The organism is Microbulbifer halophilus, assembly GCF_026183675.1.
Lineage (GTDB): Bacteria > Pseudomonadota > Gammaproteobacteria > Pseudomonadales > Cellvibrionaceae > Microbulbifer > Microbulbifer halophilus.
Genome location: NZ_JAPIVK010000002.1, coordinates 181,894 through 206,042, shown reverse-complemented (window position 1 = coordinate 206,042; position 24,149 = coordinate 181,894). Strand labels below are relative to the sequence as shown.

The window sequence follows — 24,149 nt, the reverse complement described above, 5'->3', positions numbered from 1 at the left end:
GTGCCTCAGGGGATATGCCGTTGCGGAAAAAACTGATCGCGGCGCTGGGCAAACTGGCGGCTGTCCTGCTGTTTGCGGCGGTGATTGTCGGCGCTGTGGGTTACTACCAGCAGCGGGGTATCCCCACAGAGCAGGCACCGCCGCTGGCGGGCACCACGCTGGAAGGGCGCGCCGTCGACCTGCAGCGGATGGCTGCCGACGGGCCGGTACTGATCTATTTCTGGGCCACCTGGTGTCCCTACTGTCGGGTGGTATCCCCGGCCGTCTCCGACCTGGCCCGGGATCACCAGGTCATTTCCGTCGCCATGCAGTCCGGCGACGGGAATGAACTGCGCGGATATCTGCGTGATCACGGGCTTCAGCTTCCAACCATCAACGATCCGACCGGCGCGCTCAGCGGCCGCTGGGGCGTGCGTGTGACTCCCACCATCGTGATTGTCGACAGCCGTGGCGACGTCCGCTGGGTGACCTCGGGCACCACCTCCAAATGGGGCCTGCAGTTGCGGCTGGCGCTGACCGATTGAATGCTTACCGGTCATCGGCGCGGCGGAAGATGGGCCCGTGCCCTGCTCGTTGGACTTCGCGGGGCTCAGCCCGATCTACACCGTCTCGGGGCTGGCCCCTGCCGGAATGGCAAGTGTAGGTTGGGGGGGAGCGCCATTCTAAAGCGGCTGTTCAGCCGGCAGTGAATCCCTGAACGGCGTCCACACCAGCAGCAGGCACACCGCCGAACAGATCGCCATACCCGCGACAACCGCCTCCACGGTTTCCGGTAGCATGGAAGACAGCGCCGAAACCCCGCCCGCTACCGAAAACTGCAAAGCGCCCATCAGCGCGGCCGCGGTGCCACCGTTTTCTTCAAAATACTCCATGCAGCTGGCCTGGTTGTTGGGGCTGATGGCACCCATGGCGCCCACTGTAATCATCATCGCCGGGACAAACAGCCACAGCGTCGGCGCCAGCCACAGTACCAGCGATAGCGCGGCGATACCGGCCGCCTGCAGGGTGATCGAGATGCGCAGTATCCGGTGCGGGGAGAAACGGTTCAGGGCAATGCGGTTGAGCAGCATCATCGCCGTCATCACCACGATATTGGCGCCGAACAGTATGGCGAAAAGTTTTGGCCCCACCCCGAAATGATGCTGGTAGATAAACGATGAATGGGTGATAAACAGCATCATCACCGAGAAGGCCATAGCCTGCAGGCCGATAAAGCGCAGCGCCGGGCGGGTGGCCAGAACCGCCGCGTAGCGGCGCAGGGCACTGGTCGCGGGTGCCGTCACCGGGGTCCGGGGACCGCGGAACAGGGTGCTGCGCAGGGCCACCAGCAGAGCCGCGCCGTACACGCCCAGGAACAGGAAGATGCTGGGCCAGCCCCCCAGTTCCAGCAACAGGCTGCCGAGACTGGGGGCAAAGGCCGGCGCAGCCACCACGATCAGGCCGATCATGCTGAACAGTTTTGCCGCTTCGCGGCCACGGATGCGGTCGCGCACCAGTGCCGGTACACAGACCGCGGCCCAGCCGCCGCCGAAGGCCTGCAGGGCGCGCAATAGCAACAGCAGCTTGAAGTCGTCCGTCTGCCAGATGGCGAGGCTGGCCAGGGTGAAAACCGCCAGCCCGGACAGCAGCACCGGCCCGCGGCCGAGCCGGTCGGACAGCGGTCCGCCGATCAGTTGGCCCAGCGACAGTGCAAATACATAGATGGAAATACTCAGGGAAAGAATGTGGCTGTCCACCCCCAGAGTGTCGGCCATGGCGGGAAAGGCCGGCAGGTAGGTATCCAGCGCCAGGGGGCCCAGGGCTACGGTCATGGCGAGTAGCAGGATAAACCCGAAACCCGGGGCGGGGGAGTGGTTCAAAGTAGTACCTCTGACAGACAGCCAAGCAATGTGTTTCCACTGGGCCTTGACAGGCGGGGCAGCAGGATAGATAGTTGATGTAGTCAATCAAATGTGGTTGGCGTTGTCAACTTTTATGCACTGCCTACGGGTAGCCCAGCTGTTTGTTTTGTTGCCGATTGCGGATAGAAGCCATGCCGGATACCCCCTCCCTCGAATTTACCCTCGGCGCCCTGATGATCGAGCTGCGCAAGGTCATGATACGGTCGCTGGCGCGGGCGGGACTGGAATTGTCCCCGCCTCAGACACAGTTGCTGCAGATGATCGGCACCGAGCCCGGTATCTCCGCCGGCGCACTGGCGCGCCGCTCCGGCCGCGACAAGGCGACCATTACCCGGATGCTGTCTCCCCTTGTGGCGGAAGGCTGGATTCTGCGCAGTCCCGATCCGGAAGACGCGCGGCGCCAGCAATTGTCGCTCAGCGATGGGGGAATGGAGGTGTTGAAAAAAATCCGTGTGGCCCGGCGGGGCGCCCACGAACAGTTTTTCAATGCGCTGAGCGCGGCGGAGAAAAAACAGTTGAGTGGGCTGCTGCGGAAGTGCCTGCCGGACGAAGACTGAAAATTGCTCCGGCCGGCGGCGATCACCCGAACGGCTTCAGGGGCTGATAAAAATACCGCGTTTATACAGCCAGCGCAGCAACAGCCACTGCAGTAGTATCACACCGATGGCGATCACCAGGGTACCACCGGCCTCCGGCAGCGCCGCGGCGATACCGCCGAACAGGCTCTGGCTGCTGTAGCTCCAATTGACCAGGCTGGTGCCCAGATACACGAGAATCGCGTTGCAGCCGATTGCCGCAAAAAAAGCGCTGAACCGCCGCCACTGCCAGACATCCACCAGCAGATAGAACAGCGCCAGCAGCAACAGGCTGCAGCCACTGGTGATCAGCACGAAGGAACTGGTCCAGAGCGCCTTGTTCACCGGGTAGATCCAGTGCCAGAGAAAGCCGCCCAACAGGCAGGCGCTACCGCCGAATACCAATCCCTGCAGGATTTTCCCGTGTTGTCCCTGATACCGGCGAAGCCAGCGGCCGGCAAACACACCCATCAGTGCGTTGACGATGGCCGGAATGGTGGACAGTAGGCCCTCCGGGTCGTAGGCGCGGTTCCGGAAAGTGATTCCCGGCAGGCAGCATTGGTCGACTCGTGCATTGGCGGAGCCCACTGGCGTCAGGTCGCCGAAACCGGCCTGTATCAGCCAGTAACCCAGCAGTATGGCGACGGCGATCGCGTACTGGGTGCGCACACCGGTGTGCCAGACGATCATGGCGGCGAAGAACCAGGCGAAGCCGATTCGGGCGAGCACGCTGGCGTAGCGGATTTCTCCGGGATCTGCAGGAATGCCGGTGCCCCAGCCGTGGTTATAGACAATCCCCAAAACGACCAGGATCAGCAGGCGCTTTACCGCTTTGCCGTAGACCGGCTTTCGCTCGGCCAGTGGCAGTCCGCGCAGGGATTTACTGGCGAGGCCCAGGGTGACGCCGGAGAGAAAAATGAACAGCGGAAAAATCAGGTCGTAGAAGGTGAAACCGTTCCACTCCGTATGCTGCATCTGGCTGTGACCGAACGCGAATACCGACCAGCCGCTAAGTGCCAGCAACGGCGGGAACAGGGCCTCGCCGCCGATAATCCAGAACATGTCGAAACCGCGCAGGGCATCCAGGGAGGCGAGGCGTTGTTTTTTGGCTTTCATACTACTTCCCGATACATCTTTTCCGAATCTCTTGTGGGCATTTTACCCGTTGCGTGTCCGTGAGCAGATCCATTGGAAAAATACTCCCCCGCTCAAGAACGAAAAAAGCCCCGGTGAGCCGGGGCAAATATAGGAGCATTACCTATAGATCAACGACGAGAGAGAAACATCCTGAGAGAACAGCTTCTTTCAAGTTCCCTCTCCCAAAGGGAGAGGGAAGCTACTCAGTCGACGGTGCAGACAAATTCCCAGCTGCCGTCACTACCCGGCACCGAGTTGGTCCACCAGTTGGCCCGATAGACACTGCCTTCGTGGATAATCCGGTCACCGCCGGAGGCGTGATCGCCCCGGGGCCACTCCGGATAGGTCACCAGGTCGCCGGTGTCCACGTCGGCTGAACTACAGCTGCTGCCGCCACCGCCGTCACCACCATCGGACAGGTCCGCTAGCGGCAACTCGGGATGTTCGAACGCCAGGGCGTAAGTGGTGCCATTGATGGTGGCGGTGTAGGCCTGGGGGCCGGAAACCGGCAGGTAGTAGTTCAGGGTCATGTCCCAGGTGGCGCCGTCGGCCAGGGATTGCCATTCCGGCAGAGTGAAGCGCACGCGGTGGAACTCGTGCTCCGCGCCCCCTACGTTGCCACCGCCGGCATTGGCGCCACTCTCGATCACTTCCAGGCCAGCACCGCTCTGGTCGGTGATGGTGTCGGAGGTGGAGGTGGGCATATCGAACTCGAAGGTCGTGCCACCGGGAATGGTGACGCCGGTGTTGTTGGTGATGTAGAGCTTCGGGTTGAGCGGGTAGTTCTGGTCGCCCAGCTTGAAGCCATCTATCACCATATCGATATTTACCGCTTCGTCCGGCAGTGGTCGGTCGCTGCGCAGCTCGCGGTAGTCGTCGGCGGTCTTGAACTTGTCGTAGGCGAGGGTGGTGAGGGTGGAGCCCATGAAGTACTCACCGGCCTCGCCCCGGTTGGCATCCCAGCCGAAATCGCCGGCCAGTTCCCAGAACATGATGCCGCCCACACCCCTGTCGATCACATACTGTACCTTCGCGCTCATGGACTCTTCGTCTTCGGTGGAGAGAAAGACATCCTTGTTCTCGTTCCACAGCCAGGGCGCTTCGGCGACGCTGTCGTAGTGGCGCACGTAGGAACCTACCAGTTCGTCTTCCGGATCGTTGGTCGGGTCCAGGCCGTAGTCTTCCAGATAGCTGCCGAGGATGCCGTTTTCCAGGTTTTTCGCGTGCCACATGGGGTTGGAGCCCGCCCCCATTTCGTTGCCGTCGGCGTCTTTGTCGTGCCACATATTGTCGATTCCCACGGCGCCGTTGCCGCAGTCGGCTGCGCCGCCGGTGCCCTCGGGGCATTCGGATTGTGCGGGCAGCGGCGCGCTGCCGCCGAGGCCGTTGCTGCCGCCGGCGACGTCCTGCCAGCCGCGGGTGTAGTAGGGAATACCGATATTGATACGGCCCGGCGACATGGATCCGCGGAAGTACTTCACCGCCCAGTCGATATTCAGGTAGCCGATACCGCCGTACTGTGAGGTGGAATACACGTTGGCTGCTTCCAGCTCGGGGTCTTCGCCGTTATCGAACAGCGCGGAGTTGTGGCCCACGTATTCGTTCCAGGCGCCGTGCAGGTCGTAGGTCATGATATTGACGTAGTCCAGGTACTGCGTGATCTGCATGGTTTCCATGCCGCGCAGCAGGTAGCCGGAAGAGGGGGAGGCGATGGTGAGCATATAGTGGGTGTCGTCCTGCTCGCCGGCCGCGTCGAGCTTTTCGCGCAGCACCCGCATCAGTTCCTCGTAGGATTCCATCAGGTGGGCGCGCATGGGATTGGCGATACCGAAATCCAACGGGTTGCCGGCGTCGTTCATCGTGGTGGGATATTCGTAGTCGATATCCACACCGTCGAAGCCGTAAGTGCGGATAAAATCCACTGCGGAATCGGCGAAGGCCTCGATACCCTGGTGATTGATGCTGCCATCGGCGTTGGTGGTCATGGTGTAGAAGCCACCGTCATTTACGCGGTCACCGTGTTCGTTGAAGTGGCCACCGGTCTCGGCCCAGCCACCGACGGAGATCAGGGTTTTTACATCCGGGTGGGATTCCTTGTATTTGGACAGCTGGTTGAAGTGTCCGTTGTAAGCGTAATCCGGATCGGTTTCCGCGCCGGGTACATCCGGCCACTGCATGCCGGTGGCGGGGTTGTCCGGATTGTCGGTGTTGCCCACGGATAGGGAGTAGTCACTGCCCACATGGGCGAAGGCGTAGTTGATATGGGTGATCTTGCCCCAGGGAATATCTTTCACCAGGTAGCTGGGTTGGCCGTTGCTACCGTTACGCCAGCTGGTGAAATAGCCGATGATCCGCCGCGGATGGTCGGCGCCCATTTTCTCGCGTCCGGCCTCGTCGTAGATATCGCAGTAATCCGGATGTGTGCCGGGGCTGGTGTAGAGACCGTCCGGACGGCAGGGGAAGTCGCCGGTCACCGGTTCGCCGTTGACGGTGATCGAGATCGCTGTGGAATCCGCCCAGGTGTCGGCGCTGTCGTAGGCGCGGGCGAAAACCTCGTGTTCGCCGGCCTCGGCGGTCCAGTCGTAGCTGTAGGGCGCGCTGGCATCCTCGCCGACTTTCCGGCCGCCGACATAGAATTCGACGCGGCCGATTGGGCCCTCGTCGTCCTCGGCCGAGGCGCTCAGGCTGACGCTGACTCCTTCCTCGTAGCTGCTGTCGTCGGCGGGTGTGTCGAGGCTGACACTGGGAGGGGTGTTCGGTTCCTGGTCACCGGGCTCCACGGTGATGCCGATATCATTGGTGAGAGCCTCCTGTCCTGCCGTGTCCTCGATCCGCGCGGTGATCAGCGGAGAGCCGGCCACCGCGATCCAGGTGGTCTGGTAGGGCGCCTCGTTGTCCGTGCCGATGGAGTTGCCGTCGATATAGAACTCCACCGCGGCCACGCCGTTGTCGTCGCTGGCATCCGCGGAAATGATAACGCTGTCATTTTCGGTGAATACAGAGCCGGCGGTGGGACTGGTTATCGAGCCCCGGGGCGGGTTATCCGCGCCATCGTCACAGGCGCCGAGCAGGGCCCACTCCTGATGCTGGCCAGAGTACTCTTCCGGATCCTGGTCCCGGGTCCACCAGTTGGCTTCGTAGGCGTTGCCGTTGTGTTCTACCCGGGCGCCGCCGTTGTAGGCGGTGGAAGCATTCCATGGGGAGAGGCTGGAGCAGTCCACGGCATGTGCGTGTCCCGCACCGAGCATGGCTGCGGCGAGGGCGCCGAGCGCGAGTTGCTTGTGCATATTTTCACCTTGCTGGAGCAGTTATTCTTATTGAGTTGAGGCGCTCAAACCCCGGCGCCATCAAAATGACATCGCTGTCAAAATAACAACAGCTTACCGCTGAAGCAATGGAATTCGATCACAATTGTGAAATTGGCGAAAAAATAACCGCCAGGCCAAAGAAACTCCCCCTTATGCATGGATCTTCCGCTTTCTTTCGAACCCGGCCTGGGGGAGCCCGCTTGCAGGTGAGGAATGGAAGTGCATCCTGCTTGACTCCCGAGTGATGTGCGCCATCCCTGGCACTCACCTGAGTCCCGCTACTACATATCCCAGAGCGAGTTGGTTGCCATCGACAGGGTAATCCGCTCCTTGTCCTGAATCTGCTTGAGATCTTCGAAGACTTCTTTGACTTCCGCGGATTCAATCGCGCCGTAGACGGCTTCGTAGAGGTCCGAGAAATAGCGTTCCACCTCGCGCCCCATACGGTTGATTTCCTTAATGGTGGGGGGATCGCTCAGATTCAGTGACTTGATAAAGTGCCCGGCCGATTCCTCTTGGGTGTACTGCAGCCAGGTCTTCATCACCTTGTGCTGTGTGACGCCGCTGTAATTGGCCAGGTTCTGCGCCATTCGCTGCTCGTGCTCCAGCATATGTTTTAGCAGCAACCGGGTGCGGTTGTTGTCGGCCTTATCCAGTAATTCTTCGTAGAAATCGGCCATCTCCCGGTGGAACTTCTCGGCGTCTTTCAGTATCTGGTAGGCCTGTTTGAAAGTCTTCATGGAATTGCCTTGTCTTTTTTGTGGGTGGTGGCGGCAATGGTTCGTTGTCGTCTTTCATGTTTATAGTGCATTTATCCAATTGATCAAGACTTGCGGGAAGATACCGAATAGCAACAGTGCCCCGGTCAGCAGCACCAGTACGGCGTGACCGGATACGGCTATCTCGACTCCGTCCTGTCCGGCCGCGGTTACGGCCGACTCCCGCTGCAGCATCGTCAGCAGCAGTCGCAGGTAGTAGTAGAGCCCCAGCGCACTGCCGATCACCACCGCGGCGAGCAGCAACCAGAGCTCCCCCTGCACGCCGGCGGCAAAAATATAAAACTTGCCGATAAAGCCGATGGTCAGCGGGATGCCCGCCAGCGACAGCAGCATTGCCGCCAGGCAGCAGGCCAGCCAGGGGGAGCGCCAGAAGAGCCCGCGGTAGTGCTCCCGGTGGAAGGGATCACTGCCGGAGTCCGACGGCGGCCGCGCACCGCCGGGGGTCAGCTCCACCGCCGCATCGGCGATCAGCCCCACCACAGCAAAGGCGCCCAGGGTGGTGATCACATAGGCCACCAGGTAGTAGATCACCGCCTCGATACCGAAGGCGCTGCCGCCGATCAGCAGTGCCACGATCAGGTAGCCGAGATGGGCGATGGACGAATAGGCCAGCAGGCGCTTGATATTCGCCTGCATCAGCGCCAGCAGGTTGCCCGCCAGCATACTCGCCACCGCCATGATCGCCAGCAGCCCGGTTAGCGCGGGAACCGCAAACAGATCCAGCCGCTCGAACAGCCGCAGCAGCAGCGCTACCACAGCGCCCTTGCCGACGGTGGCGATCAGCGCTGTCACCGGTGTGGGCGCGCCCTGGTAGACATCCGGCGTCCAGATATGGAAAGGCACCAGCGACAGCTTGAAGGCCACGCCAATCAGCAGCAGCGTCAGTCCCGCCAGCATCAGCGACGGCCCACTTTTCATGCCGGTTACCGCGGCGGCGACGCCGGCAAAATCCAGCGCGCCGCCGGCGGCATAGACGAGGGCAATACCGAACAGCGCCAGCGCCGTGGACAGGGCCGACAGCAGCAGATACTTGAGCCCCGATTCCAGCGAGGCGAGCTGCTCCCGCTGTGACGAGCGGTCGCCGTTGACGGCGAAACCCAACAGCGGGTAGAGCGACAGGCCGACCAGTTCGAGTGCCAGCAGAAAGCTGGCGAAATGGCTGGCGAACACCAGCGTACAGGCGCCCAGCATGGTCAGCAGCAGCAGGATATAGAATTCTTCCGGATAGCTGTCGGCGAAGACTTTGCGATCGCAGCGGTGTTTCAGGTAGTTGAAACCCAGCACCGCGATGGCGACCGCGGCCAGCAACAGCAGCAGACAGAAAAACAGCGCCCGGTGGTCCACCAGTAGCAGGTCGGTGGATTCTATGGAGCTCGTCCCGCCGGCCAGCAGGCCCGCCACCTGAAAGCAGACCAGTGCCGCCGCCACCAGGACAATCAGCGTGGTAACCAGCGCGCCGCGGTGGCCGCGGCGAAAGGAGACCTGCAGCAACAGGAAAACGATACCGGCACCCAGCACCAGTAGCGGCAGTATCGCGTGGAGTTCCAGCAGACTCATGGCGAAATACCCCCTTCAGGATTGGAATGCGGCCAGCGGGCCTCCGTCGAATGCGCGTTGCTCGTGGCGAGCGGCACCGCATCTCGGGATTTTTCCGCCAGCGCACTGTCGATCCGCTGCAGCGCGCCAGCCACGGCGGGCTCGGCGGTATCGAAAACCCCCTGCGGGCGCAGGCCCAGGAACACCAGGCCGACAGCCAACGCCAGCAGGGCTACTGTCTCGCGCCCGTTAAGATCGCGCAAAAGCCCGTCTGTGTTTATTTTTTTCGCTTCGCCGAAAAATACCCGCTGCATCATCAACAACGCATAGAGTGCCGCGCCGATCAGGCCGATGGCGGCGACCACCGTCACCCAACGGCCGCTGTCGAAGCTGCCCACCAGCACCAGGAATTCGGCGATAAAGTTGCCCAGCCCCGGCAACCCCAGCGAAGCCACGGCAAAAAACAGCGCGACGGCAGAGAGTTTCGGCAGGCCGGCCCAGAGCCCGCCCAGTTCGTCCATATCGCGGCTGTGCAGCCGCTGCTGCAGCGCGCCCACCAGTGCAAACAGTGCGGCAGTGCTGAGGCCGTGGGCGATCATCTGCATTACCGCGCCCTGGATGGCGATGGTGTTCAGGGCGTAGAGCCCCAGCAGAACAAAGCCCATATGGCTGACACTGGAGTAGGCCACCAGTCGCTTCATATCCCGCTGGGCGAAGGCCATGACCGCGCCGTAGACCACACTGACAGCGCCGATCGCCATGGCCACCGGCGCGAAAGCGATGGAGGCCTCGGGAAACAGCGGCAGGGTAAAACGCAGCAGACCGTAGGCCCCGGTTTTCAGCAGTATCGCCGCCAGCAGGATGCTGCCCGCCGTGGGCGCCTGGGTGTGGGCGTCCGGCAGCCAGGGGTGCAACGGCAGCGCCGGCAGCTTGACCGCGAAGGCGATAAAGAAGCCCAGCATCAGCCAGTAGCCGGCGGTCGGCGACAGCTCGGCGGCGAGCAGTTCGCGGTAGTTGAAGGTCACCTGGCCGCTGGCGTTGTAGTGCAGAAAAACCAGCGCGACTATGGCGATCAACATCAGCAGGCTGCTGGCCTGGGTAAAAATAAAAAACTTGATCGCCGCGTAGAGGCGCTGTTCGTAACCCCAGATCGCAATCAGGAACAGCATCGGCACCAGCATCACTTCCCAGAAAAAGAAGAACAGGAACAGGTCCATGGCGGTGAAGACGCCGACCACGCCGGCCAGTGTCCACAGATAGTTAAAATAGAAGAAGCCGCGGCGGAAGTCGATATCCCGCCAGGTGGCGGCGAGCCCGAACAGGCCCATGGACAGGGTCAGCGCCAGCAGCAGAAAACCGAGGCCGTCCAGCGCCAGGAAAAAAGTGATACCGAAGCGCGGTATCCAGCTCAGTTGCAGGCTGTCCCACCAGAGGCCGACGCGGGACGCATCTGTAAATTGTGGCCAGTAGCCCGCGAGCAGAATTGAGGCCAGCAGCAGGCTCAGCAGTGCCACCCAGCGGCTGGCGCCGTCCTTCCAGCGCTCCGCCAGCCAGGCCAGAATGCCGCCGAGAAACAGTACCGCGATGATTGCCGGCAGTGTTATGGAGAGCATCATAGGGCCACCAGTAGCGCGAGAAACAGAATGGTTCCGACCGCCAGCGTGGCCATATACCAGCGCACCTGCCCGTTCTGGGACAGGCTGATCAGGCCGTGTAGCTGGCGGCTGGCGGCGGCGGTGCCGCTGTAGAAACGGTCGACGATATCGTTGCGGTTGAGCCGCGCCAGCGCGACAAAGGGTCTTACCAGTAGCGTGTCGTACAGCCGGTCGAAGCCCCAGCCGCTGTACCAGAGTTTATAAAGTGTCGAAGGCGCTTTTTCCGGCGTGCGCCGATAGAGGCAGAGCCAGCAGGCGATGGCGATGCCGACAAAGGGTGCGGCGATGGCAATGGCCTCCACCCACATCGGCGCGTGGCCGCCGGCGGCGCCGAAGACCGACTGCAGCGGCGGCGCCAGCAGGCCGCCCAGCAGCGCCAGTACCGCCAGCGCGACGAGCGGCAGTGTCATCACAGGGCGGTTGGCGTCCTCGCAGTGGGCGCTGGCGCTGCCCTCGCGGCCGAAAAACACCAGCAACAGCAAGCGGAAACTGTAGAGCCCGGTGATCAGTGCACCGACAACCCCGGCCAGCCAGATACCGTTGAAACCGCGATGGAAATTCCAGGCGCTGAGCAGTATCTGATCCTTGCTGTAAAAACCCGAGGTAAACGGCAGCGCGGCGAGGCAGGCGCAGCCGATCAGGAAGCAGATAAAAGTGAAGGGAATCTTCCGGCGCAGGCCGCCCATGCGGAAAATATCCTGCTCGTGGTGCAGGCTCAGGATTACCGAGCCGGCGACGAGAAACAGCAGCGCCTTGAAGAAGGCGTGGGTTATCAGGTGGAAAATGGCCCCGGACCAGGCGCCCACACCGAGGGCCAGAAACATATAGCCGATCTGGCTGATGGTGGAGTAGGCCAGCACCCGCTTGATATCCGACTGCACCAGTGCACTGCAACCGGCCAGCAGTAGGGTCAGTGCACCGACAATCGCCACCGCGCTCATGGCCGTTTCCGACAGCACAAACAGCGGGTGCATACGCGCGATCAGGTAGACACCGGCGGTAACCATGGTGGCAGCGTGGATCAGGGCGCTGACTGGGGTGGGGCCGGCCATGGCGTCCGGCAGCCAGGTCTGCAGCGGCAATTGCGCCGACTTGCCCACGGCGCCGCCGAGCAGCAACAGCGCCGCCAGGGTGATCGTTGCATCGTTCGGCTGCGCGGACGACAGGGCGCCGATCAGCTCGCGGATATTCAGTGTGGCGAATTCGTTAAACAGCAGGAACAGGCCGATGGCCATGGCGGTATCGCCGATACGGGTGACGATAAATGCCTTGCGCGCGGCGGCGCCGTTGGCCGGATCCCGATACCAGAAGCCGATCAGCAGATAGCTGCAAAGGCCCACGCCCTCCCAACCCAGATAGAGCAGCACCAGGTTGTCCGCCAGTACCAGTAGCAGCATGGCGCAGACAAACAGGTTCAGGTAGGCGAAATAGCGCCGGTAGCCGCTGTCGCCGCGCATATAGCCGGCGGAGTAGAGGTGGATCAGGAAGCCGACGCCGGTCACCACCGACAGCATCACCAGTGTCAGCCAGTCCAGATAAAAATCGAAACCCAGCTGCAGTCCGCCGACACTGAGCCACTGCCAGAGTGATACTGCCAGTGTCGCACCAGCGTTGCCGGCGAAATGGGTGGCGGCCAGCAGACCCGTGAGCAGCGCCGCCAGGCCGACACTGCCGACGCCGATGATTGCGGTCGCTTTTTCCGGCAGCTCCCTGTCGCTAACCAGGGGCACTGAGATTAGCAGTAGAAAACCGAGCAGCGGCAGCAGCGGAATCCAGCCGACGATACCCACACCCGTCTCCTCCATATCAACCTCGCAGCCCGTTCAGTCGATCGATATCCACCGTGTGTCGGCGGCGGTAGAACTGCAGCACCAGCGCCAGCGCGATGGCCACCTCGGCCGCTGCCAGCGTGATCACGAAGATAAACATTACCTGGCCATCGGCGTGGCCCCAGTGCGCGCCGGCCACTACAAACGCAAGCGCCGCGGCATTGGTGCAGATCTCCAGGCACATCAACATAAAAATGATATTGCGCCGCACCATCAGGCCAACGAGGCCGAGACAGAAGAGGATGGCGGCCAGTGACAGGCCCGCGTGCAGACCCGACTCAATCGGCATGCTCTACCTCCCCGCCATCCGTCTTCCGTTGCCGCGCCAGATGAAAAGCACCCACCAGTCCAGCCAGCAGCAGCATCGAGGCCAGTTCCACTGCGAGGATGTAGCGGCTGAACAGCGCGATCCCGACTTCCTTGGGCCCCACGCTGTTTGGGCTGCCCTCGCCACCGTCGCCGCCGAGCAGCCATATCAACTGCACCAGCAACACCGCCGACAGTATTGCCGGGCCAATCCAGCTGCGCGGCTGCAACCAGCGACTCTCCTGCGCCACCGCCGCCTCGCCCTGGTTCAGCATCATGATCACGAACACCATCAACACCATGATCGCACCGGCATAGACGATCACCTCCAGCGCCGCGGCGAAGGGCGCGCCGTACTGGTAGAAGATTACGGCGACTGAGAGTAGGGACACGATCAGGTAGAGCAGGGCGTGGACCGCGTTGCGGTTGAAGATGACCATGGCGGTGGAGAGGGTGGCGATGGTGGCGGTGAGATAAAAAATCGCAAAGTTCATTTTTACTCCTCAACCTGATAAGAAAGCTCCCCTCTCCCCCCGGGACAAATCGGCAGGATTGCCGATTTGGACGCCGAAGGCGCCCGCGAAGCGGGCGAGCGCCACGGATGGCGCGAGTCAGTGGGGTCGGGGGAGAGGGCGAGCGCCTCGTGCCTTATCGCTTCCAACACGGCTGGGGTTTCACTCAGAACCTGATTGTTCCAGAACCTGAGTACCCTGAAGCCCTGATTCTGCAACCAGGTATCTCTTCTTCGATCGTAAGCTCCTTGTTCTGAGTGCCGGCCGCCATCCAGCTCGATAATCAGTTTCAGATCCAGGCATAGAAAATCGACGATGTACGAGCCGATGGGTTGTTGCCGTCTGAACTTCAAACCCATAAACCTGCGGGCGCGGAGGTAATACCAGAGGCGTTTTTCGGCTTCCGTTGAGTTTGTGCGCAGATCTCGGGCTCGTGCCAGCTGCAGGCTGCCCTCTCCCCCGGCCCCTCTCCCGGGGGGAGAGGGGAGCTTTCTTTTTCCGCTTGTTGGTCTGTTCGGGTTCATGGTTCTTATCAATTCATATTCTTATTTCAGAAGTTTTATAAAAATACAGAGGCTGTTCGGTGAAACCTGAGTTGCTTACAAAACTCCCCTCTCCCCCCGGGAGAGGGGTCGGGGGAGAGGGCTCTTCCCGACCCCCGTACTTACAAATTAAGACTCTTCACATCGATAGGCTCCGCCTCATTCTCGGCCTCCCCCTTACCCTTACCATCAATCGCCTTCCCAGCCACATTGTAAAAACTGTACTCGTGATACTTCCCCGGCCCACTGATCAACAGATCCTCTTTTTCGTAAACCATATTCTGCCGGTCGTACTCACACATCTCGAAATCCGGTGTCAGCTGGATTGCATAGGTGGGACAGGCCTCTTCGCACAGGCCACACATGATGCAGCGGGAAAAATTGATGCGGAAAAAGTCCGGGCGCCAGCGGCCGTCCTCGTCTTCGGTTTTCTGCAGCGAGATACAGTCCGGCGGGCAGGCCACCGCGCAGAGGTTGCAGGCGACGCAGCGCTCCTCGCCGTCCGGGTCGCGGGTGAGCACGATGCGTCCGCGATAGCGGGGCGCCAGGTAGGGTTTTTCGTCCGGGTACTGGACGGTGGCGTTGCGCGTGAACAGGTGGCGGAATACCAGCCACAGACTGCGCAGCAGGCTAAACATGGCGGACCTCCGTTACTGTTGCAGCCATAACAGTATTCCTCCGGTCAGCAGCAGATTGACCAGCGACAGCGGCAGCAGTAGTTTCCAGCCGAAGTGCATCAGCTGGTCGTAGCGCGGTCGCGGCAGGGCGGCGCGCAGCAATACGAAAACGGCCACCAGCAGCCCGGTCTTGAGCGCGAACCAGACCGCGGGGGGCAGCCAGGGCCCCAGCCAGCCGCCCAGGAAGAGGGTGGTGGTCAGCGCGGAGATCAGGATGACCGACAGGTATTCGCCGACAAAGAACATGCCGAATTTCATGCCCGAATATTCGGTGTGAAAGCCGGCGGTGAGTTCGTGCTCCGCCTCCGGCAGGTCGAACGGCAGCCGGTGGCTCTCGGCAATACCGGCGATAAAAAATATCAGGAAGCCGACAAACTGCGGCAGAATAAACCAGCCATCCTGTTGGGCCAGAACGATTTCCCGCAGGTTGAAGCTGCCGGCCAGCATCACCACGCCCATCAGGCTCAGCCCCATGAAGACCTCGTAGGATACCGTCTGCGCCGCAGCGCGCAGCCCGCCCAGCAGTGCGTATTTGTTGTTGGAGGCATAGCCACCCAGAATCACGCTGTAGACCGCCATGGAAGACATGGCGAGAAAGAACAACAGCCCCACATTGAGGTCGATCACACCCACCGCCGGCGACACTGGAATCACCGCAAAACCCAGCAGCATCGAGACCATGACGATGGTCGGCGCGAGAATGAAGACCGGGATATCCGCAAAGCGCGGTACGAAATCCTCCTTGAAAAACAGCTTGATCATATCGGCGATTACCTGGAACAGACCGAAGGGGCCCACGCGATTGGGGCCGGGTCTGTCCTGCCAGAAACCCAGCAGGCGCCGCTCGCCCCAGGTCAGCAGTGCGGCCAGTAGTACCGCCGCGGTCAGCACACCGAAAATATTCAGCAGTGTCGGCCAGATGGAGGCGCTCATGGGGTGTCTCCGGTGTCGGTTTGCTCCACCACCACTCGGCCGGGCAGATGACAGTCGAGGGATTCGAGCCCCGGCAGGCCCGCCGGTACGCCGAGGGTGCCGCGGGGCAGGGTGGCGGAGACCCGCGCTTCCACCGGGTAGCTTTCCGAATTGACCCTGATCCGCAGCAGGTCGCCGGTGCGGATATGGCGCTCCTCCGCATCGTTCGCACTGAGCACCGCATAGGGCTCGTCGACGACGCTGGCGATCGCTTTCGCGCGCGCGCTCAGTTCGTCGGAGCCGAACATTCGGTAGAGGGGGATGGTGGTGAAGTTGCCGCTCGCGGAAGTGGCTTCACCGCCCCCTGGTTGCCATTCGTCCAGCGATTGCGGTTCCCGCTCGATTCGCTGGCCGCCGTCGGTGCCCTTGCGTGCGCCGCCGATACCCCGCAGGAATTTGTTAATCGACTGGTTGGAGTTCCAGCCCGGCGACCAGATATTGGCCTGCAGCGGCGTTTTACCGGGGTTCTGTATACCCTCCATGCTGAAGACCATGGGTGCGTCGGGATCGGGGTGGGGCGGCAGCTCGGCCACATGCTCGCCGGCGCGGATTGCGGTGCGGCCGCTGTAGCGGTGACTCTGGCGGGCAACCTTCAGGCCGTCGATACGGTAGTTTTCGTCGGGGCCCGTTTCCTCCAGCACCGCCAGTGCCGGAAACTCCTTCGCCAGGGCAGCGGTCAGCTCGAAAACGTGTTCGCAGGCGGCGAGATGGGTTTTATCGTCATCGGCGGCCGCGTCGGCGAGCCAGCGCCAGCTCTCCTGAATAAAGCCGGTGCCTTCGTAGACGGCGTAGAAACGCTGGGCGACCCCGTTGCTGTTGACGGTGCTCCCCTCCGATTCCGCGGTGGCGGCGGCGGGGAATATCAGGTCGGCGTGCCGGGCCGTGGCGTTGAGCAGCGTGTCCAGCAACACAACCTGGTCGGCGGCGGACAGCATGGTATCGATTGTGCGGCGGTCGCCGCGGCGGTAGAGGTCGTTTTCCAGTATGACCAGTGTCGTCGGTATCCCTTCGCGGGTATCGCGGAGCTTGGCTGCCAGTTCCTCCAGGCGGCCGGAGTCGGGGGCAGACAATTGTGCGATACCGAGGCTGTTCATTTCCGGGCAGGCCAGGTAGAGATCGCACTGATCGGAACCGCTTTCCCCGTATTCGGCGAGGGCGCAGGCGATGGCGGCCGAAGCCCGGATCATTTCGCCGTTGCGGCTGCCGCAGCCGGAAATAATCAGCGGCCGCTCCGCCGACGACAGCATCTCCGCGGCGCGCCGGGCCAGTTCGAGCTGGCTTTCCGGCAGCAGCCCCGCTGCCGGCTCCCGACCACAGAGACAATCCCGCACCGCGGCGCCGAAGGCGGCGGTCTGCCCGATGGTGCAGTGCAGTATTTCGCTGGCGATCTCCTCCATCGCCGGCGTACCGGTGCCCACCAGCAGTATCGGGCTGGGACTACCGCCGAGCTGGCGCACGGAATCGTCCTGCCACAGGGGGATTTTCAGTTGCCGCGCCTGCCGCTTCTGCCGGTTGCGCGCCGCCTGGCGCACCGCCAGTGAAATACGCGGTGCGGTGTTGTCGATATCCTCGCCCAGAATCAGCACTGCGTCGGCGCTCTCTATTTCCGGCGTGCTGGGGCTGTGAATACGCGGGTCGCACTGTACCCGGTCGATCAGGTGCAGCAGTTCGAGGTCGCGTTCGCCGAGCCCCGAATAAAAATGATCGTCGCCGACCAGCTGGCGCAGGGCGAAATTGTTTTCCAGGGAGGTGCGCGGTGAGCCTATGGCGAACAGGCGGCGTTTGCCGTTGCGCGCTTCCCGAAGCTGTTCAGAGAGCCTGGCGACCGCCTGCTCCGGGGGAATTTCTCTGTGTACTTTTTCGCCCGGGGCGGCGGTAGATCCGATCAGGGATTCGGAGCTGGCCGCCAGCGGTTTTTTCAGCCGCGAGTCGGCGTTGACATAGTCGTAGCCGAAGCGGCCGCGGTCGCAGAGGAAGTAGCCGTTGATATCGCGGTTGTAGAGGTTGGTTATCCGACGCAGTATCGCCCCGGAACCATTACCGGGCTCGCGCGCGCCGGGTGCAGTGTTGCAGCCCACGGCACAGTGTTCGCAGATGGACGGCGCCGTCTGCAGATCCCATTTGCGCACATAGTGTTCGCTGAAGGTTTTGTCGGTAAAGACTCCGGTGGGACAGACTTCTACCAGGTTGCCACTGAAGCCGTTTTCCAGCATGCCGTCATTCTGGCGGCCGAAATAGACCTGGTTGTTGCGGCCCAGGGATTCCAGATCTTCTCCGCCGGCGTAGTCGCGATAAAAGCGCGTGCAGCGGTAGCAGGCGATGCAGCGGTTCATTTCGTGATTGATAAAGGGGCCCAGGTACTGGTTGCGGTGGGTGCGTTTGCTGCCGCGATAGCGGCGCTGCACGTGGCCGGTCATTTCGGTCATGTCCTGCAGGTGGCACTCGCCGCCCTCCTCGCACACCGGGCAGTCGTGGGGGTGGTTGGTCATCAGGTCTTCGATGATACCGCCGCGGAACTCCCGCGCGGCCTGGGCCTGAACGCTGTAGAGCCCGCCGTCCTTCACGGGCGTCATGCAGGCCATTACCAGTTTGCCGTGCGGATCCTCGGCATCCTTGTATTCGATCACCGCGCACTGTCGGCAGGCGCCCACGGAGCCCATGGCCGGGTGCCAGCAGAAGTAGGGCAGGTCGATGCCCTGTGACAGGCAGTTGGCCAGCAGGTTCTGTTCGCCGTCTACCGGGTAGTCTTCGCCATCGATGGTGATTGTCGGCATTTTCGATCCGTCTTATTTGTATTTCCGTGGCCGCCCTCGCCCTTTCTCTGTGCCACCAAGAGAGGCCAGTGACGGTCCTGCTACCGGGGCAGTTTGCGGGACACGCGGTAAATACGTCCCTGTAGCTCTAATCGACATCCTTTCTCACAAGGTCCCGCAAACTGCCCCCGGCATCAGGACCTTTGCGCTGACTCCGGTATTCTTTTTGAGCCGCAACTGTAGGAGCCTACTTGCAGGCGAAAAGAGCGAAGGCTCCGATTTATTCGCCTGCAAGCGGGCTCTTACAGCTGTAGGGCGTACCCTACGTGAGTCCCGAGTCCCGAGTCCCGAGTCCCGAGTCCCGGGATTTTTACACCGCCTCCAGCACCTCCGTCTCCGCCACATAGGGGCAACGGCCCCGCGCAATATGCTCGCTAAAATCCCGCTCGAATAATTTCAATCCACTCAATATGGGCGCGGCGGCGCCCGGTGCCAGGGCGCAGAAGGTGTTGCCCGGGCCCATGCGTTCGGCCTGTTCGCGAAGCAGCTCCAGATCTCGGGGCCGCCCCTGGCCGTATTCGATACGTTTGAGCAGTTGCACCACCCACGGCAGGCCGTCGCGGCAGGGGGTGCACCAGCCGCAGGATTCCCGCGCGAAAAAGCGGGACAGGTTCAGCACCAGCCCCACCGGGCAGGTTCTGTCGTCCACGACGATGATGGTGCCGGTGCCCATGCGGCTGCCGGCCTTGCCGATGGCGCCGTAGTCCATGGGCAGGTCCAGGTGTTCGGGGCCGAGAAAATTCGTGGAGCCGCCTCCGGGCAGGAAGCCTTTGAGTTTCAGGCCGTCGCACATGCCGCCGGCGCACTCTTCGATGATTTCGTGAATGGGGGTACCCATAGGCAGTTCCCAGGTCCCGGGTTTTCTGACCTTGCCGCTGACGCCGAACAGTTTGCTGCCGGCGTCTTCGCCGCGGCCGAGCCCCCGGTACCAGTCGATGCCCAGGTCGATCAGGGGCGGGACATTGCAGAGGGTTTCCACATTGTTGACCACCGTGGGTCTGCCCCAGAGGCCGCTGACCTGTGGAAATGGCGGTTTGGCGCGGGGGATGGCGCGCTTGCCCTCGAGGGCATTCAGCAGCGCGGTTTCCTCGCCGCAGATATAGTTGCCGGCGCTGCGGTGCAGGTAGATTTCCAGGCTGAAGCCGCTGCCGTGGATATTGTCGCCCAGCAGCCCCTGTTGTTTCGCCTCGTCGATGGCCCGCTCCAGCCGGGCCGTGGCCAGGTGGTACTCACCGCGGATAAAAATATACGCAGTGCGCGCGCCGATGGCGTAGGCGGCGATGGCCATGCCCTCGATCAGCAGGTGCGGGTCCCGCTCCATCAGCAGCCGGTCCTTGAAGGTGCCGGGTTCCATTTCGTCGGCGTTGCAGACCAGGTATTTGACCGGCGGCGCATCGTCGCCAGTGGGGACAAAACTCCACTTGAGACCGGTATTGAAACCGGCGCCGCCGCGCCCGCGCAGGCCGCCGTCCTGCGCCGTCTTGACGATATCGCCGGGGGCCATCTGCAGTGCCTTCTGCCAGCCGCGATAGCCGCCGTTGGCGCGGTAGCGCTCCAGATCGGTGGCGATGTTCTCCGCGCCCACGTTTTTGGTGAGGGGGTTAGTCAGTGGATCGGTCTGCATCGTTTTTTTTATGTTTGTGAATTTTCTGCTCGATGAGCTTGTCGATGGCCTCTTCGGTGAGATGGCGGTGCATTTCCTCACCCACCTGCATTACCGGCCCCTTGTCGCAGTCGCCCAGGCAGGGGGTTTCCAGCAGGGTGAAAATTCCGTCTTTACTGGTTTGCCCCGGCGCTATCTGCAGGCGTTTGCGGATATGTACCTGCAGCCGGCTGCAGCCCGTGATCCAGCAGCTTGCGCTCTTGCACAGCAGCATCACCTCCCTGCCCACCGGCTGGCGGAAAATAAGCTGGAAGTAGGTGGCGACACTTTCCAGCTGCGCCGGTGCTATTTCCAGGTAGTCGGCTACCGCCTGTAGACTCTTATCGGATACCCAGCCGCGGTGTTTCTGCACGATGCGCAGCGCTTCCAGGCCCACCGAGGCCCTGCCCTCGTAGTGGGAAAACTCGCGATCAATTTCGCGCTTTTCTTCGTCGCTGAGGCCGGCGTCGGTATTGCCCGAGGACGCGTTGCTGTGCTCCATTACTTCGACGACTTCTGTTTCACTAAAACTGTTCACCCTGCTCCCCTCTCGATGCCATCCCGGTCATCGGTCCACATCCGCCATAACGAAATCGATACTGGCGATGATTGCGATCAGGTCCGACACCAGCAGTCCGCGGGACATCAGGGGAATCATCTGCAGGTGCGGAAACGACGGTGTACGGATTCTATTGCGATAGGCGTTGGTGCCGCCGTCGCTGACGATCTGATAGCTGTTCAGGCCCTTGGTGGCTTCCACCGGGAAACAGCTTTCGCCCGCCGGCATAACCGGGCCCCAGCTGTTGTTGACGAAGTGCTGGATCAGTGTCTCGATATCGTGCATGGTGCCGCTCCTGCGCGGCGGCGTGGTCAGCGGGTGGTCGGACTTGTAGGGCCCGCCCGGCATATTGTCGAGACACTGTCGAATAATGCGCAGGCTCTGGCGCATTTCCTCGACGCGCACGCGGCAGCGATCGAAACAGTCCCCCCCATCATAGACGGGAATATCGAACTCGAATTGATCGTAGCCGCTGTAGGGCCGGCGCTTGCGCAGGTCCCACTCGAGTCCGGTGGCGCGCAGTCCGGGGCCGGTGATGCCCCATTCCAGCGCTTCGGCGGTGTTGTAGACACCGATACCGCGGGTGCGCTTCTGCAGTATCTTGTTGTCGATCACCATGCCCTCATACTCGCGCAGGCGGGCGGGCAGATAGTCGAGAAATTCGCGGATCACTCTGTCCCAGCCGTGCGGGAGATCCTGCGCCACGCCGCCGATGCGGAACCAGGCCGGGTGCATGCGCCCGCCGGTGATCGCCTCGACGATGCCGAAGAGTTTTTCCCGGTCCTCGAACATATAGAAAACCGGCGACATCTGCCCCACGTCCTGAGCAAAGGTGCCATAGAACACTAGGTGGCTGGCGATGCGGAACAGCTCGCACAGCATCACGCGGATGGTCTGCGCCCGCGGCGGCACTTCGATACCGGCCAGTTGCTCCAGTGCCAGTACATAGGGCAGGTTGTTCATCACCCCGCCCAGGTAGTCGATGCGGTCGGTGTAGGGCACATAGCTGTGCCAGGCCTGGCGCTCGGCCATCTTCTCCGCACCGCGGTGGTGGTAGCCGATATCCGGCACCGCATCGACGATCTGTTCGCCGTCGAGCTGCAGGGCCACGCGGAAGACGCCGTGCACGCTGGGGTGGTTGGGGCCCAGGTTCAGGAACATGAACTCCGAGCTGTCGTTGGCGCGGGCCATGCCCCACTCCTCGGGCTTGAACAGCAGCGCCTGCTGTTCTTCGCGTTGCTTGTCCGCGGACAGGGTGAACGGGTCCACCTCGGTGGCGCGGGCGTGGTGCTCCTTGCGCAGTGGGTGGCCGCGCCACGTGGGCGGCATCATGATGCGGCGCAGGTTGGGGTGGCCGATAAATTCGATACCGAACAGATCCCAGGCTTCCCGCTCGTACCAGTTGGCACAGGCCCAGACAGGCGTGGCGCTGGGCGCCGACAGGCGCGATTCCGGCAGGGCGACCTTGATGCGCACGAACAGATCGCGCTCGAATGACAGCAACTGGTAGACGAGGGTGAAGTCGCTCTCCGGCTGTTTGCGCTCGCCCTTGCCGCGATTGCTGCGCAGGCGCTCGTCGATGGCGGAGAGATCGTAAAGCATGGCAAAGGGCTGGGAGATTTCGCTTTTCAGAAAGCGCAGCAGTGGCAGCAGATCGCGCTGGCCGATCCACAGGGTGGGCATGTCCAGGCAGTCCGGCTGTAGCCAGTAGTTGTCGCCCGTGTATTCCCGGCGCAGGTCGCCGATAAACGCTTCGGCGGCCTCGCGGTAGGGGCTCGGGGTGTAAACGCTTTGGGCGATTACGTCTGACATGGGGCTTCCCTGTTGCTCTTTTCTCCCCTCTCCCTTTGGGATTGGGGGCGGGGAGAGGGGCTTCGTTCGTTCCCCCTCTCCCTAACCCTCTCCCGGAGGGAGAGGGGACTGTTTCGTGCCGGCTCTCTATTTTCGGTGCCGCGTTTTTCTCCCCCTCTCCCCCCGGGAGAGGGGCCGGGGGAGAGGGCCTGGTTCGGTGCCACTGGCCGTATCCGGCTGCTACACCGAATCCGGCGAACGCAATTTTTCCGCGCGCATCCGCTCGTCCCGGTGCAGATCCCGCTGGCTGGGTTTTGGCACCTGTCGCACACCGCCGTCGTCCACTACCCAGCTCAGCGCGCGGCGATCCCTGGCGATGGAATCCTGTAACAGGTTCAGGCCCTGCATCAGCGCCTCCGGGCGCGGCGGGCAGCCAGGGACATAGACGTCCACCGGCATAAAGCGGTCGACGCCCTGGACCACACTGTAGATGTCGTACATGCCGCCGGAGTTGGCGCAGGAGCCCATGGAGATGACCCAGCGGGGCTCCATCATCTGTTCGTAGAGGCGCTGCAGTACCGGGGCCATTTTGATGAACACGGTGCCGGAAATGACAATCAGGTCCGCCTGGCGCGGGGTGGCGCGAATGACTTCGGAGCCGAAGCGGGAGAGGTCGTGGCGGCTGGTGAAGGCGGTGGCCATTTCCACGTAGCAGCAGGAGAGGCCGAAGTTGAATGGCCACAGGGAGTTGGCGCGCCCCCAGGCCACCAGGTCTTCGAGTTTGGCCAGCAGAATGTTTTTCTCGGCCTCTTCGGAGAGCAGTTCGCCCGGCCCGCGCGCGGTGTCCGCGGCGATCAGGTTGTCTGCCTCTGTCGCTCTGGTGAGCTTCCAGCGCATAGGGCTTCCTTATTGTTGTCTGTCTCGTTCCCGCAGGCTCAACTGTCGGCCACCCCAATCCAGCGCGCCGAGCCGCCACAGGTAGACCAGACCGGCGAGCAGTATCAGGATAAAAACAACGGCTTCGACAAAGCCGGCGAGGCCGGTTTCGCGTATGGCCACGGCCCAGCCGAAAAGGTAGATGGCTTCCAGGTCGAACACAATGAAGAGAATGGCGACCAGGTAGTAGGTGACGGATAGCCGCAGCCGGGCGCTGCCCTGGGAGACGATGCCGGATTCGTAGGGTTCGTCGGTGGCCTTGTCGCGGCGGCGTTGACCGAGGAAGTGCGATAGCCCCAGCATCAGTGCAATCAGCGCGAACACCGCCAGGCCGTAGACTACCAGTGGCCAAATACCCGGGTTGGCTAGGGTTGTCGCATTCAACTTCTCTCTCCCCGAAGGCTGGCGGGCGCGGACTGCGCCCTGTGTTCATCGCTGTTACCGCAACTGCTACAGGGGGTACTTCTGAATACTGGCCGGAATCGAATTGTTGACAATTACACCGCTTTGGAAAGCGCTGTTATTGGTTCTCCGGTGGATGAGTCTACGTAGACCCAATGCGTTTGGCCAGTAATTTTATAAAGCTTTGTAGAAATGAAAGCCAGACCACGAAAGGAACGATTAATTATCAGATAGCCTGTTCTTATGATCTATTATTCTGAAGTTTTTGGTGACGCCC

At 62.0% G+C, this 24,149-nt stretch carries 20 protein-coding genes; 2 read left to right on the top strand and 18 right to left on the bottom strand.

The annotated features are described in order from the left end of the window. Positions 1-20: 20 nt before the first annotated feature. Positions 21-524: a protein disulfide oxidoreductase gene (locus OQE62_RS01940; RefSeq protein ID WP_265720294.1), complete on the top strand. Its 504-nt coding sequence runs from the start codon at positions 21-23 to the stop codon at positions 522-524. Between the two features lie 138 nt (positions 525-662). On the opposite strand, the gene OQE62_RS01935 is transcribed toward OQE62_RS01940, so the two are convergent. Next, positions 663-1,859 carry a multidrug effflux MFS transporter gene (locus OQE62_RS01935; protein WP_265720293.1) on the bottom strand — a complete coding sequence of 399 codons (1,197 nt, stop codon included), beginning with the start codon at positions 1,857-1,859 and terminating at the stop codon, positions 663-665. 173 nt (positions 1,860-2,032) lie between these two features. Here OQE62_RS01935 and OQE62_RS01930 point away from each other — a divergent pair, with 173 nt between their 5' ends. After that, on the top strand, positions 2,033-2,458 hold the full coding sequence (locus OQE62_RS01930) for a MarR family winged helix-turn-helix transcriptional regulator (protein ID WP_265720292.1): 426 nt from the start codon (positions 2,033-2,035) through the stop codon (positions 2,456-2,458). A 36-nt stretch (positions 2,459-2,494) separates the two neighbouring features. Here OQE62_RS01930 and nagX read toward each other — a convergent pair whose 3' ends face one another. From nagX to ndhC, 17 genes are all read right to left on the bottom strand, one after another. Continuing rightward, positions 2,495-3,592, bottom strand: a complete 1,098-nt coding sequence (gene nagX, locus OQE62_RS01925; protein WP_265720291.1) for a transmembrane glucosamine N-acetyltransferase NagX — start codon at positions 3,590-3,592, stop codon at positions 2,495-2,497. Positions 3,593-3,816: 224 nt separating this feature from the next. Continuing rightward, positions 3,817-6,900 carry a chitinase C-terminal domain-containing protein gene (locus tag OQE62_RS01920; protein WP_265720290.1) on the bottom strand — a complete coding sequence of 1,028 codons (3,084 nt, stop codon included), beginning with the start codon at positions 6,898-6,900 and terminating at the stop codon, positions 3,817-3,819. Positions 6,901-7,202: 302 nt separating this feature from the next. Then, positions 7,203-7,661: a ferritin family protein gene (locus tag OQE62_RS01915; protein WP_265720289.1), complete on the bottom strand. Its 459-nt coding sequence runs from the start codon at positions 7,659-7,661 to the stop codon at positions 7,203-7,205. A gap of 60 nt (positions 7,662-7,721) precedes the next feature. Further along, positions 7,722-9,257, bottom strand: a complete 1,536-nt coding sequence (locus tag OQE62_RS01910; RefSeq protein WP_265720288.1) for an NADH-quinone oxidoreductase subunit N — start codon at positions 9,255-9,257, stop codon at positions 7,722-7,724. After that, a complete protein-coding gene (nuoM, locus tag OQE62_RS01905; RefSeq protein ID WP_265720287.1) occupies positions 9,254-10,852 on the bottom strand; it encodes an NADH-quinone oxidoreductase subunit M in 1,599 nt (532 codons plus the stop codon). Before nuoM ends, OQE62_RS01910 begins: the two co-directional genes overlap by 4 nt. Beyond that, the gene (gene nuoL / locus OQE62_RS01900) at positions 10,849-12,696 is read right to left on the bottom strand and encodes an NADH-quinone oxidoreductase subunit L (RefSeq protein ID WP_265720286.1); all 1,848 of its coding nucleotides are present in this window, start codon (positions 12,694-12,696) and stop codon (positions 10,849-10,851) included. Before nuoL ends, nuoM begins: the two co-directional genes overlap by 4 nt. A 1-nt stretch (position 12,697) precedes the next feature. Further along, positions 12,698-13,009 carry an NADH-quinone oxidoreductase subunit NuoK gene (gene nuoK, locus OQE62_RS01895; protein ID WP_265720285.1) on the bottom strand — a complete coding sequence of 104 codons (312 nt, stop codon included), beginning with the start codon at positions 13,007-13,009 and terminating at the stop codon, positions 12,698-12,700. Continuing rightward, positions 12,999-13,520, bottom strand: a complete 522-nt coding sequence (gene nuoJ / locus OQE62_RS01890) for an NADH-quinone oxidoreductase subunit J (RefSeq protein ID WP_265720284.1) — start codon at positions 13,518-13,520, stop codon at positions 12,999-13,001. The genes nuoK and nuoJ overlap by 11 nt, the downstream gene beginning before the upstream one ends. Before the next feature lie 2 nt (positions 13,521-13,522). Beyond that, complete coding sequence (locus tag OQE62_RS01885) at positions 13,523-14,062, bottom strand: endonuclease domain-containing protein (RefSeq protein ID WP_265720283.1); 540 nt, start codon at positions 14,060-14,062, stop codon at positions 13,523-13,525. A 140-nt stretch (positions 14,063-14,202) separates the two neighbouring features. Then, a complete protein-coding gene (nuoI, locus tag OQE62_RS01880; protein WP_265720282.1) occupies positions 14,203-14,718 on the bottom strand; it encodes an NADH-quinone oxidoreductase subunit NuoI in 516 nt (171 codons plus the stop codon). Positions 14,719-14,730: 12 nt separating this feature from the next. Next, positions 14,731-15,690: an NADH-quinone oxidoreductase subunit NuoH gene (gene nuoH, locus OQE62_RS01875; protein WP_265720281.1), complete on the bottom strand. Its 960-nt coding sequence runs from the start codon at positions 15,688-15,690 to the stop codon at positions 14,731-14,733. Then, the gene (gene nuoG / locus OQE62_RS01870; protein ID WP_265720280.1) at positions 15,687-18,503 is read right to left on the bottom strand and encodes an NADH-quinone oxidoreductase subunit NuoG; all 2,817 of its coding nucleotides are present in this window, start codon (positions 18,501-18,503) and stop codon (positions 15,687-15,689) included. Before nuoG ends, nuoH begins: the two co-directional genes overlap by 4 nt. A gap of 349 nt (positions 18,504-18,852) precedes the next feature. Next, on the bottom strand, positions 18,853-20,166 hold the full coding sequence (gene nuoF, locus OQE62_RS01865; protein ID WP_265720279.1) for an NADH-quinone oxidoreductase subunit NuoF: 1,314 nt from the start codon (positions 20,164-20,166) through the stop codon (positions 18,853-18,855). Then, positions 20,144-20,722 (bottom strand): NADH-quinone oxidoreductase subunit NuoE, encoded by a 579-nt coding sequence (gene nuoE / locus OQE62_RS01860; RefSeq protein ID WP_322746554.1) that lies wholly within the window; start codon positions 20,720-20,722, stop codon positions 20,144-20,146. The genes nuoF and nuoE overlap by 23 nt, the downstream gene beginning before the upstream one ends. A gap of 27 nt (positions 20,723-20,749) precedes the next feature. After that, entirely contained in the window at positions 20,750-22,555 is a 1,806-nt protein-coding gene (gene nuoC, locus OQE62_RS01855; protein WP_265720278.1) for an NADH-quinone oxidoreductase subunit C/D, read from the bottom strand. A gap of 219 nt (positions 22,556-22,774) precedes the next feature. Next, a complete protein-coding gene (locus tag OQE62_RS01850; protein ID WP_265720277.1) occupies positions 22,775-23,431 on the bottom strand; it encodes an NADH-quinone oxidoreductase subunit B in 657 nt (218 codons plus the stop codon). 9 nt (positions 23,432-23,440) lie between these two features. Continuing rightward, on the bottom strand, positions 23,441-23,854 hold the full coding sequence (gene ndhC, locus OQE62_RS01845; RefSeq protein WP_377535434.1) for an NADH-quinone oxidoreductase subunit A: 414 nt from the start codon (positions 23,852-23,854) through the stop codon (positions 23,441-23,443). Between the last annotated feature and the right edge of the window lie 295 nt (positions 23,855-24,149).

Coding starts and splice junctions, on each gene's coding strand:
- OQE62_RS01930 (WP_265720292.1), top strand. CDS start 2,033: ATGCCGGATACCCCCTCCCTCGAATTTACCCTCGGCGCCCTGATGATC.
- nagX (WP_265720291.1), bottom strand. CDS start 3,592: ATGAAAGCCAAAAAACAACGCCTCGCCTCCCTGGATGCCCTGCGCGGT.
- OQE62_RS01920 (WP_265720290.1), bottom strand. CDS start 6,900: ATGCACAAGCAACTCGCGCTCGGCGCCCTCGCCGCAGCCATGCTCGGT.
- OQE62_RS01915 (WP_265720289.1), bottom strand. CDS start 7,661: ATGAAGACTTTCAAACAGGCCTACCAGATACTGAAAGACGCCGAGAAG.
- OQE62_RS01910 (WP_265720288.1), bottom strand. CDS start 9,257: ATGAGTCTGCTGGAACTCCACGCGATACTGCCGCTACTGGTGCTGGGT.
- nuoM (WP_265720287.1), bottom strand. CDS start 10,852: ATGATGCTCTCCATAACACTGCCGGCAATCATCGCGGTACTGTTTCTC.
- nuoL (WP_265720286.1), bottom strand. CDS start 12,696: ATGGAGGAGACGGGTGTGGGTATCGTCGGCTGGATTCCGCTGCTGCCG.
- nuoK (WP_265720285.1), bottom strand. CDS start 13,009: ATGCCGATTGAGTCGGGTCTGCACGCGGGCCTGTCACTGGCCGCCATC.
- nuoJ (WP_265720284.1), bottom strand. CDS start 13,520: ATGAACTTTGCGATTTTTTATCTCACCGCCACCATCGCCACCCTCTCC.
- OQE62_RS01885 (WP_265720283.1), bottom strand. CDS start 14,062: ATGAACCCGAACAGACCAACAAGCGGAAAAAGAAAGCTCCCCTCTCCC.
- nuoI (WP_265720282.1), bottom strand. CDS start 14,718: ATGTTTAGCCTGCTGCGCAGTCTGTGGCTGGTATTCCGCCACCTGTTC.
- nuoH (WP_265720281.1), bottom strand. CDS start 15,690: ATGAGCGCCTCCATCTGGCCGACACTGCTGAATATTTTCGGTGTGCTG.
- nuoG (WP_265720280.1), bottom strand. CDS start 18,503: ATGCCGACAATCACCATCGATGGCGAAGACTACCCGGTAGACGGCGAA.
- nuoF (WP_265720279.1), bottom strand. CDS start 20,166: ATGCAGACCGATCCACTGACTAACCCCCTCACCAAAAACGTGGGCGCG.
- nuoC (WP_265720278.1), bottom strand. CDS start 22,555: ATGTCAGACGTAATCGCCCAAAGCGTTTACACCCCGAGCCCCTACCGC.
- OQE62_RS01850 (WP_265720277.1), bottom strand. CDS start 23,431: ATGCGCTGGAAGCTCACCAGAGCGACAGAGGCAGACAACCTGATCGCC.